At 39.7% G+C, this 10,633-nt stretch carries 12 protein-coding genes; 5 read left to right on the top strand and 7 right to left on the bottom strand.

All coding sequences use genetic code 11. The annotated features are described in order from the left end of the window. Nucleotides 1-4: 4 nt before the first annotated feature. A complete protein-coding gene (locus tag PL9631_RS06335; RefSeq protein WP_083618154.1) occupies nt 5-691 on the top strand; it encodes a diacylglycerol/polyprenol kinase family protein in 687 nt (228 codons plus the stop codon). Between the two features lie 190 nt (nt 692-881). Here PL9631_RS06335 and PL9631_RS06340 read toward each other — a convergent pair whose 3' ends face one another. Together PL9631_RS06340 and PL9631_RS06345 are read right to left on the bottom strand one after the other, a co-directional pair. Further along, on the bottom strand, nt 882-1,031 hold the full coding sequence (locus tag PL9631_RS06340; RefSeq protein ID WP_083618155.1) for an isochorismate synthase: 150 nt from the start codon (nt 1,029-1,031) through the stop codon (nt 882-884). 210 nt (nt 1,032-1,241) lie between these two features. Continuing rightward, nucleotides 1,242-1,739 carry a 2TM domain-containing protein gene (locus tag PL9631_RS06345; protein ID WP_083618157.1) on the bottom strand — a complete coding sequence of 166 codons (498 nt, stop codon included), beginning with the start codon at nt 1,737-1,739 and terminating at the stop codon, nt 1,242-1,244. Nucleotides 1,740-1,924: 185 nt separating this feature from the next. Here PL9631_RS06345 and ccsB point away from each other — a divergent pair, with 185 nt between their 5' ends. The 4 genes from ccsB (at nt 1,925) to PL9631_RS06365 (ending at nt 6,245) form a co-directional block, all read left to right on the top strand. Continuing rightward, nucleotides 1,925-2,953 (top strand): c-type cytochrome biogenesis protein CcsB, encoded by a 1,029-nt coding sequence (gene ccsB / locus PL9631_RS06350; RefSeq protein ID WP_083618159.1) that lies wholly within the window; start codon nt 1,925-1,927, stop codon nt 2,951-2,953. A gap of 44 nt (nt 2,954-2,997) precedes the next feature. Then, nucleotides 2,998-3,354, top strand: a complete 357-nt coding sequence (locus tag PL9631_RS06355) for a KGK domain-containing protein (RefSeq protein ID WP_083618161.1) — start codon at nt 2,998-3,000, stop codon at nt 3,352-3,354. Nucleotides 3,355-3,555: 201 nt separating this feature from the next. Beyond that, a complete protein-coding gene (locus PL9631_RS06360; protein WP_083618163.1) occupies nt 3,556-4,494 on the top strand; it encodes a phosphate/phosphite/phosphonate ABC transporter substrate-binding protein in 939 nt (312 codons plus the stop codon). Next, nucleotides 4,491-6,245, top strand: coding sequence for an ATP-binding protein (locus tag PL9631_RS06365; RefSeq protein ID WP_083618164.1), 1,755 nt, complete (start codon nt 4,491-4,493; stop codon nt 6,243-6,245). The genes PL9631_RS06360 and PL9631_RS06365 overlap by 4 nt, the downstream gene beginning before the upstream one ends. Before the next feature lie 3 nt (nt 6,246-6,248). Here PL9631_RS06365 and PL9631_RS06370 read toward each other — a convergent pair whose 3' ends face one another. The 5 genes from PL9631_RS06370 to PL9631_RS06390 form a co-directional block, all read right to left on the bottom strand. After that, nucleotides 6,249-6,446, bottom strand: a complete 198-nt coding sequence (locus tag PL9631_RS06370; protein ID WP_083618166.1) for a hypothetical protein — start codon at nt 6,444-6,446, stop codon at nt 6,249-6,251. A gap of 61 nt (nt 6,447-6,507) precedes the next feature. Beyond that, nucleotides 6,508-8,127 carry a 2-isopropylmalate synthase gene (locus tag PL9631_RS06375; protein WP_083618168.1) on the bottom strand — a complete coding sequence of 540 codons (1,620 nt, stop codon included), beginning with the start codon at nt 8,125-8,127 and terminating at the stop codon, nt 6,508-6,510. 105 nt (nt 8,128-8,232) lie between these two features. Beyond that, the gene (locus tag PL9631_RS06380; protein WP_083618170.1) at nt 8,233-8,754 is read right to left on the bottom strand and encodes a LabA-like NYN domain-containing protein; all 522 of its coding nucleotides are present in this window, start codon (nt 8,752-8,754) and stop codon (nt 8,233-8,235) included. A 378-nt stretch (nt 8,755-9,132) separates the two neighbouring features. Further along, entirely contained in the window at nt 9,133-9,780 is a 648-nt protein-coding gene (locus PL9631_RS06385; protein ID WP_083618171.1) for a response regulator transcription factor, read from the bottom strand. A 264-nt stretch (nt 9,781-10,044) separates the two neighbouring features. Further along, on the bottom strand, nt 10,045-10,482 hold the full coding sequence (locus tag PL9631_RS06390) for a (2Fe-2S) ferredoxin domain-containing protein (protein ID WP_083618173.1): 438 nt from the start codon (nt 10,480-10,482) through the stop codon (nt 10,045-10,047). Nucleotides 10,483-10,633 lie beyond the last annotated feature (151 nt).

Consider the following 10,633-nt stretch of genomic DNA (forward strand, 5'->3'; position numbering starts at 1 on the left):
TTCCATGCCGAGTTTAGCTGAAATTCATAACTTAGGATTAGAAATTATCTTAGTTGGTGGTTGGTTAGGTTTAATTTTAGGAGTAGCAGAAGGACTAAATCGAGGTTTTTCAGTTAATGCGGAAGTTTCGCGTAAAATTGTTCATATTGGTACGGGAAATGTAATTTTACTAGCTTGGTGGCTGAATATTCCGGCTTGGGTTGGAATTGCAGCGAGTGTGATTTCAGGAATTATTGCCCTAATTTCTTATCAAACCCCGATTCTTCCGAGTATTAATAGTGTGGGGCGTAAAAGTTTGGGGACGTTTTTTTATGCAATTAGTATTGGGGTTTTAATTGGTTATTTTTGGACAATTAAACAACCTCAATATGCAGCTTTGGGGATTTTAATTATGGCTTGGGGAGACGGTTTAGCGGCGGTGATTGGTCAACGATGGGGTCAACATAAATATCAGGTTTTTGGGAATAGTAAAAGCTGGGAAGGTTCTTTAACAATGCTGTTTGTTAGCTTTGTTGTTTGCGCTCTTATTTTATTAGCAACACAAGGAAATAATCAAATAACTTGGGGCGTTTCAATAGCTGTAGCAGTTGTTGCCACAGGATTAGAAACCTTTTCAAAATATGGGATTGATAATCTAACAGTTCCTTTAAATAGCGCGTTTCTGGCTTTTGTTCTGAATCAAATTCTTTAGCTATAGTAGTTGATGCTGATATCTTTATAAGGGGTAAGGATAATTAAATCAGGAAGACAAAAAAAAGTTCTAAACAAGTCGCTATCTGTTCAAGATTTTATTACTTAAATAATAATAAATCCCCCATAGGAGTCGATGAGGGATCTAAGTAGATTTTGAAACACATCATCATATTTGATTACAATTATCCTTAGTGTTTCAAATTGCGATCTTTGCTGGGTTTGGTTTCAAAAGGTTGTACACCGACTGAGGGGTACATATCATCACCGACCGTAAACATTCGTCCGGCGGCTTCGGTTAAATAGTCCATCATTTCTTTAACAGACCGTAAAATATTCATAATTCCTAACCTCAACTCGATGATTTAGGCTTCTATACTGACTATTTTATCGGCAAAAATCAGAAAATGGGCAGATTTGCAACATTTATTTGCATATTTGCACTTTTGTATTTCGTGAATTTATCCCATCAGTTTGAATCGGAAGAAATACTGGATGAACCCGATTCGGGGTTGACGAACAAGACCAAACCCCTATAACCCTATTCTGGTTTAAGACTGCAATCCTTTTAATACCTTGTCAGTAAAAGCATTAATCGATTTACCGACATTTTTTTTCAATTTCCAGGCTTTGAATGCTACTTCATAATCCTCGCCCTCTAATTGATAGGTTTTCCAAGCTCTCAGGGTTAAAAATAATCCCCAGGTTAAAAAGACAAAGGCTGCAAATCCGATTCCATGCCAAATCACCAAGTTCATTAAAATCAAGAAAGAGTTAACAATCCCAAATTGAATCAGATTTTGTTTTAGTCGATTTTGGCGATAGGTATTAAAAACCAACTTTTCATTGGCTTCTTGTTTTTGTAACTTCCATTGCTGTTCAGCCAGTTCTAAATCCAGGGCAGAAATTCCTAAATCTTTGGCAATGTCTAACAATTCTTGACGAGTCATTTCCTCGTTATCTTGTTTACGAGAAATAGCAATATAGAGAATTTCTTGTATATCTTCCTGTAAATAGGCCGGGGTGATTTGACTGTCTGAGTTGGTCATAAGTTTTTCTGATCAAGCTAAAATACGAATAGGACAAGGTTTACAGAGGATCTGCAACCCTAATAATATGAAATCTTACTCTAGCCTAACCTATCCGATTAGGGTATAGGGCGAGTCCTAGGGGCGAGATTTAAGATAAAGTTAAAAAAAGTCGGTAATCAATACCGTTATCAGGAGAATCGTTCATGAATCTGGTTGTACTCCAGAATGGATTAGATAATATTTCTTTTGCCATTTTATTGATCACCCTATTGTTGTATTGGGTGGGGGCAGCATTTCCTAATCTTCCCTATTTATCGGTGTTGGGAACTGCGGGAATGGCGATCGCAAATCTCTCTATTGCCGCCTTATTAGGGGCGAGATGGATTGAGGCGGGTTACTTCCCGATTAGTAATCTCTATGAATCCTTGTTTTTCCTAACTTGGGGTTTAACAACTATTCATCTGATTGCCGAACAAATGAGTCGGAGTCGCTTGGTTGGGGTGGTCACCTCTCCAGTGGCGATGGGAATTGCGGCGTTTGCAACTCTGAAGTTACCCGCCCAAATGCGCGTCGCTGAACCCCTCGTCCCAGCCTTGAAGTCGAATTGGTTAATGATGCACGTTAGCGTCATGATGTTGAGTTATGCAACGTTAATGGTGGGATCTCTGTTAGCGATCGCCTTTTTAATTCTCACCCGGGGACAGGAAATCGAGTTAAGTGGAAGTTCTTTAGGAACTCGGATTTCCCGAAATCATCAGAAACCCGTTAGCAAGATCATCAATTATGCTCCAGAAATCCTGGCGGAGTCCCACCCCAAAGGGTTAACGACCAATGGTAATAGCACAACGGCCGTGTTAGAGTTCGTCAAAACCGACAACCTGGAATCGGCTACCCTGCTTTCCCCCCAGCGATTAACTTTAGTGGAAACCATTGACAATATCAGTTATCGGATTATTGGATTAGGATTCCCCCTGTTAACCATCGGAATTATTTCCGGGGCGGTCTGGGCGAATGAGGCTTGGGGTTCCTATTGGAGTTGGGACCCGAAAGAAACTTGGGCGTTAATTACTTGGTTAGTGTTTGCAGCCTATTTACACGCCAGAATTACTCGCGGCTGGCAAGGTCGAAAACCTGCTATTTTAGCCGCCACGGGATTTGTCGTGGTCTGGGTCTGCTATTTAGGAGTGAATCTATTAGGAAAAGGTTTACATTCCTACGGTTGGTTTTTCTAAATGAGTTAATCCTTAGTACAAAATACAATTTTCAGGACATAAACATGAGCGATTTTACTTCTATTCTCAATGATGATGATGTGATTAATACCAGTGAAAGTGCATTGATGTTTCAATGTACCTTTAAGGCAAGTGAATTCTTGTCAATTATGGAATCCAAGTTAGAGGAAGAAAATTTATTTAAGGAAGGAATTGAGTGTCAACTATTGCGTCCGGGTCAATCTTGGAAAACCGGAAAGTTTCGGATTTGTTTAGAATTTTGTTCCGATGAACCGGATGTTGAAGCTAAAGGTGGGATTGCCACAACCGAATATGCTTCTCCTACAGTCCCCTCTGATTCGGGTTCCGATCTTCCCCCTTTCATGAACCAACCCACTAAAAGTGTAGGAATGTGGAGTTAGTTATTAGCTGGAAATCTAACAATTTTATTAATGTTCAAAGTTCAAGAGATTGAATTTTGAACATTTTTTTAAAATCTAAAGCAGTAGTAAGCCCTTTAGGGCTAAGAGGCGTAAAATATTGTAGTAAGCCCTTTAGGGCTAAGAGGTGTTCACGCCTCACTACAATTCGATTACGGGCTAATTTTAAACGGGTAAAGAGTTATGAAAAAATCACCAACAAATTTTAACGTATTGTTAACCTTTGTACTTTTGTCCAGTGTTGCTTGTACTCCTAACTTTCCCCCGTCAACGGTATCCCTATCAAATCCCAAAAGTGCTACTCCTGCTGCTAATTCCCCGCAAAATATATTAGAAATTGCGATTATTCCCTCTGTCAGTTCAACGCAACAACAGGATAAAATTCAACTTTTGGAGGACTACTTAAATCAAGAACTCAATCAAACTGTTAAAATTAAGTTAACAAAAGATTATGAAACCGGGGTTAATTTATTGGTAACGGGGCAAGTTGAAGTGGCTTATCTGGGCCCTTTAGCCTATATTAAAGCCAAGCAACGTAATTCCGATTTAGAGCCGATTGTTGCTCATATTGAAAAAACAACGGGCCGACCTTGGTACACCAGTGTTATGGTGGTAAACCGTCAGGCTGGAATTAATACTCCAGCAGATATCAAGGGAAAACGTTTTAGTTTTGTCAGTCCCTCATCAGCCTCGGGTTTTCTATTTCCCAGTGCGGAATTTAAAAGATTAGGGATAACGCCGAATCAGGATTTTTCTCAGGTGCAATATTCCGGCGGACATGATAAAAATATTGTCGCTTTAGCTGAAGGTAAAGTTGATGCGATCGCCGTTGATAAATCAGTTTATATCGAAGCAGTAAAACAGAATAAACTTCCCGAAAACAAATATAAAATGATTTGGGAATCCGATCCTATTCCTAATTCTCCCTTTGTGATTTCTAGTACCTTACCTTTAGAATTAAAAACAAAATTTCAGCGAGCTTTAATTAATGCTCCAGAAGGGTTAGTTGCTGTAGGGGGAACAACGGCAACGGGTTACACCATAGTTCAAGATGAAGATTATGAACCAATTCGGAAACTTCAAGCCTTTTTATTATTAGAATCACCTGCTCAAAACCCATGAAAATTTCTACTAAGTTTATTGGATCTTCAGTTCTAGTTTTTGGTTTTGTCTGTATCCTATTTAATGGGAGTCAATCGGTCTTTATTCAATCAGAGATGGTGTTAAAAGAGAATCGGGAACGAAATCGGCAAAGTTTAAATCAGATCTTGAATTTACAAATTGAAGCCCGGGATCAAATTGTGGCACTCAAGGATTATCTGCTTTTGGGAAATAATCCGACGGATATGATCCGTTATCAGAAATCTAAATCGAGTTTTCAAATCACGTTACAGGAATTGCAACTCCTCCTCCCTAATTCTACTGATTTAGATGTGATTTATAGACGACAGAAAGAATTAACCCGGTTAGCTGATAGTTTAAAAGAATATAAAAAAGTGGATTTACCTCGATTGCAACAGGATATCAGAGCCATTAATTCTTTTAGTAAAAATATTGAGGTTTCCCTGGATTTTTTATTGGATAGTATTCAACAACAGGAGCAAGTTGCCGAAGCACAAGTTATACAAATTCAGCAAACCGTTGTTTTTACTCAAACCTTAATATTAGGGATAATTTTTTTGGTTTTTGCCTTACAATTTGCCTTGATTTTACTCCCAGTTATTCGTTCTTTTCGAGAATTACAATTTGGCGTTCAGAAATTGGGTGCAGGAGACTGGAATCACCGAGTTAAAATTCAATCAGGAGATGAAATTGAAGAAGTGGGGAACTATTTCAATCAAATGGCCATACAGTTATCAAATTTATATCTGAGTTTAGAAGAAAAGATTAGAGAAATTACACAAACAAATGATTTACTGACACAGGAAATTAGCGATCGCATTCAAACCGAGGCGGATTTACAAAATACCCTACAAAAATTACAACTCTCTCAAGAGATTATTCAATTGGAAAAAATGTCAAGTTTAGCAAAAATGGTGGGGGGAATTGCCCATGAAATTAATAACCCTGTCACCTTTATCTCTGCAAATTTAACCCATGTTAATAATTATTTTCAAGATTTAATTTATTTAATTTCTATTTATCAAAAATATTACCCCGAATCCGTTCCTGAAATCCAAGAATTTGTTGAAGAAATTGATTTAGAATTTCTCAAAACAGATACCACCAATGTGATCAAATCCATGGCATTTGGGGCTACTCGAATTAAAGATATTGTGCAATCCTTACGAACCTTTTCTCGATTAGATGAAGCCGATTGTAAAGCAGTAGATATTCACCAAAGTTTAGAAAGTACCTTACTCATTTTACATCATCGCTTACAATCTAATGCTAATCATTCCACCATTACTGTGATTAAAAATTATGATAATTTACCCTGGGTTGAATGTTATCCCAGCCAACTCAATCAGGTTTTTATGAATATTATTGTTAATGCCATTGATGCTTTAGAAGACCGAAAATATGCTCACAACTTGGCGACTACTTCACCACTCCCCACAATCTCAATTAGCACTCACCTCATCCCAACCAAATGCGTTGAAATTCGGATTGCTGATAATGGGTTGGGTATTCCTTCGGAAATTCAGTCTAAAATTTTCGATCCCTTTTTTACCACAAAAGACGTGGGAAAAGGCACGGGATTAGGGTTATCCGTTAGCTATCAAATAGTTGTTGATAAACATGGAGGAGAATTAACCTGCCATTCCCAATTAGGTCAGGGGACTGAATTTAGGATAAAAATTCCCCTCAAACAGCATAATATACAGCCATTAGCAATCACTGAAAAAGCTAAAACCAAACAACTCCACTGAAAATTAATTTTGTATTCTTTCCACCGGGGTATTAATAGTTTTAGCTTTTTTAAAGGTCAATAATCCTAACCCAGCCAAAACTAAACTCAAAATTGCCATTACTACAATAAAGATTTTTTTGGTTTTCATTGTTGATGCTTCGTATTGCAACAACATTTCCTGTTTAATTTTTTTCTCTTGTTCCGAAGGTTCTGGATTCATGAAATTTAGGGTTAGGGGTTGAAAGTTGACGGTTAACCATTAACCGCCAACTCCCTTCTAATTAACTTACCGAACTTTGTACCACTTCTTGAGACTGGGGTGTAGTTTGGGTCTGAATATAAGCAGACAAACGATTCAGGGCATTCAAATAGGCCTGAGCCGAGGCTACAATAATATCGGTATTAGCCGCATGACCGGAAAACACCCGGTCTTGATAACGTAACCGAATCGTTACCTCTCCAATCGCATCAATTCCCGCCGTCACCGACTGCACAGAAAACTCAATTAACTCATTCGGCACATTGGCGACTCGGTTAATTGCCTGATAGACCGCATCCACCGGGCCAGTCCCAATCGCGGCATCGGTCAATTCCTGACCATCGGGCGTGCGGACTGTAACCGTGGCGGTGGGACGGGCTTGATTTCCACAGGACACCTGAACAAATTCCAAATGGAACAATTCCGGGGTTTGTTGAATTTCATCCTTAACAATGGCTTCCAAATCCCAATCGGTGATTTCTTTTTTCTTATCCGCCAATTCCTTAAACCGGATAAACGCCTTATTCACCTCCGGGTCGGTTAATTCAAATCCCAACTCCCGCATCCGAGATTGAAACGCATGGCGGCCGGAATGTTTGCCCAAAACAATCAGGTTGTCATTCAACCCAATGGATTGAGCATCCATAATTTCATAGGTGCGTTTATGCTTTAATATCCCATCTTGATGAATTCCCGACTCATGGGCAAAGGCATTCGCCCCGACAATCGCCTTATTGGGTTGGACTAACATCCCGGTCAAATTAGACACCAAGCGAGAGGTTTTATAAATTTGGCGGGTATCAATATTGGTCAAGGAGGCTTCTGATTCCGGCTCTCGACCCAAAAAAGGATTAAAATACTGCCGACGGACGTGCAAAGCCATCACCAGTTCTTCTAAGGCGGCATTTCCGGCCCGTTCTCCAATGCCATTAATCGTACATTCCAACTGCCTCGCCCCATTTTTTACCGCTTCTAAGAAGTTAGCAACGGCCAAACCCAAATCATTATGGCCATGGACGGAAATAATCGCTTGGTCGATATTGGGGACATTCTCTTTAATCCCTTTAATAATTGCCCCAAATTCTGCCGGAGTGGTATAACCGACCGTATCAGGTATATTAACCGTTGTCGCCCCGGCTGCGATCGCTCGCTCCAAAACTTGATACAAAAATTCCGGGTCAGACCGTCCCGCATCTTCGGGGGAAAACTCAATATCATCGACAAAGGATTTGGCATAGGCGACCATTTCCGAGGTAATATCTAAGACCTCAGACCGGGTTTTTTTCAATTTATATTGCAAATGAATATCGCTAGTAGCAATAAATGTATGAATTCGACGATGGAAAGCCGGAGAAACCGCCTTCGCCGCCGCCTCAATATCCCCTTTCACAGATCGGGCTAAACTACAAATCACCGGGCCATCTTCCGTACCTACTGCTTCGGCAATTCGAGAAACCGCATCAAAATCCCCATGACTGGCGATCGCAAATCCCGCCTCGATTACATCCACGCCTAAACGGGCTAATTGTCGAGCAATTACCAACTTTTCATCCACATTCAGGGTAGCCCCAGGACACTGTTCGCCATCGCGCAAAGTCGTATCAAAAATAATAATTCGGTCGGGGTTAGGTTGAAATTTCATAATAGAAAATCTCCTTGTAAGCCTTGATTTATGGACGATTGACTGTTGACTGATTTGCTGTTCCCTGTTCCCTGTTCCCTGTTCCCTGTTCCGGTGTTCCCTAAATTAATAGTCCGTTTTTTCAATCTGTTCTCGAATATCGTTAAGATCGATATAGCGATCAGTGGCATTACGGAGTTCTCTGGCGATCATTCCTTCTGTGGAAACAACGGTAATATGAGTATTTTTAGATCGTAACAGTTCAATCGCTCGCTCAAAGTCCCCATCTCCACTAAAGAGGACGACCCGATCATATTGTTCTACCGTATTAAACATATCTACAACAATTTCAATATCTAAATTCGCTTTTTGGGAATACCGACCGGAACTATCATCGTAGTATTCCTTTAGAATTTTAGTGCGTACCGTATAACCTAGACTGATCAGAGCATCTCGGAATCCTCGTTGATCTTGGGGGTCTTTAAGTCCTGTATACCAGAAGGCATTAACAAGGGCAATATCCACTTGTTCTGTTTTGAAATAGGTCAAAACCCTTCGGGGATCAAAAAACCAACCATTTTTTTGTTGAGCATAGAACATATTGTTACCGTCCACAAAAATAGAAAGACGGTTTTTTACGTTAGGCATAGAAAATTAAGACCTAATATTTGTAGAAATGAATTTAATCTAAATATTCTATCTTAACATCCATAATCAAATAAAGTATAGGCCTCAACAAAGGCTGTTGTCTCGCCATAAACATTTTATTCGATAGATGTAAAGATATAATCCGATCCTACTGCATTAATTTGGCAGTCAACACTAATATATCTGGGTGATTCATATAATTTTATGTTTATAAAATACCATATATGATTATATTTAATTATAGGTTTAACGAAAATTTACAATAATCTCAGCCCTTTTGGGAAAAGCTCTTAAAAACCCTCAAAGTCTATATCCCTGATGGAGAAACTTATCTAAAATTTTTCCGCAGCCAAGACCTCAATTTGGTGACTGACGGAGCTAAAATTTCTTACTTTCTAGGGCCCATCGTGCGAGTTCCGTACGATTATGGAGGCCGGTTTTTCCCAACATATTACTGACATGGCTTTCAATAGTACGTTGGCTGACTTTCATAATTCGAGCAATATCACGATTTGCTAAACCTTGGGTGACTAAACGAACAACCCTTAACTCCGTTGGGGTAAGTTGTATATTCCGGCGCACCCGCAGTTTCGGGCCATTACTATCAATATTGGCACCTTGTCGGCTGGTCAAGCGGGATGCTTGGCGCAGGGAAGACTCGACTTGAGCCACTAATTCTTCCGGCTCAAAGGGTTTGACAATATAGACATCTGCTCCAGTATTTAAGCCTTTAACCTTATCCTGACTTTGACCTTTAGCTGATAAAAATAGAACCGGAATCCCGACGGTGCGAGGGTCTTCTCGAATTTTTTTCACCAGACTATAACCATCCATTTCTGGCATCATAATATCGCAGATCATCAGATCAGGAAGTTCATCATCGAGAATTTCTAGGGCTATTACACCGTTCTCTGCCGTGACGACATCATATCCCCTAAACTCCAAATAGTCCCTGACCAATAAAATCAGGTTAGGGTCATCATCCACAAGCATGAGTCGTTTTTGCTCTCCGTTCCTATCCTTCATTTAAAACCTGTTCCAAGGTCGAATCCGACAACAACATTAAGGTCAATTTTTGATATCTGGTTTGGTGATATCTGTTTAGAGGTTTATTTCCGATCAAGAGATATCACCCAAATATAGATCTATTCGTAAGTATAATAGATTACTCAACAATTTATCCAAGATCGATTATACCTGAAATTCAACCTGCTTAAGTTAAAAATACTTACGAAAAAAACATTTAAAGTTTTAACAGGTCTGTTTTGTAATCCCTAACCCAAAGGGGGATTAGGAAAAATCATGGGGTAGAGGATGGGTTAAAAACACATACTCTTGCACTACTTGAGAACCCAAAATATGTTCTTGAAGAATGCGTTCAATCACCTCTGGTGTCGCGGAATGATACCAAACCCCATCGGGATAAACTACTAAAATAGGGCCATGAGTACAAACACGCAGACAATTTGTTTTGGTTCTAAAGGTGCAACTGGGTTTACCCTCGGTCACTTGATCCAGTTTTAACTCAGTTAATCGTTTTTTCAAATAGTCCCACGCCTCTAAACTGTTTTCTTTAGAACAGCACAGGGGTTTAGTCTGATCCGCACAAATAAAAATATGACGCTCAATTTTATCTAATCCCAAGGTCTGTACTTTTTTCGCTAGAGCGACCTTGATTAAATCAGACTCAGAAGCAGTAATACCCACAGATTCCAACGAAGATGACATAGAATTACGCAGTTTGATCAAAAAAGCCCCAAAACTCCATCCTAACAGTTGTTGATTGTAGATTGTTGATTACCAGCGACTGAGAACCCACGGCTAACGCCACACTACTTCAACGCATACTCCCTACCCCCCCGCTCCCCCTACTCCCCCC

The sequence above is a fragment of the Planktothrix paucivesiculata PCC 9631 genome (genome assembly GCF_900009265.2).
Lineage (GTDB): Bacteria > Cyanobacteriota > Cyanobacteriia > Cyanobacteriales > Microcoleaceae > Planktothrix > Planktothrix paucivesiculata.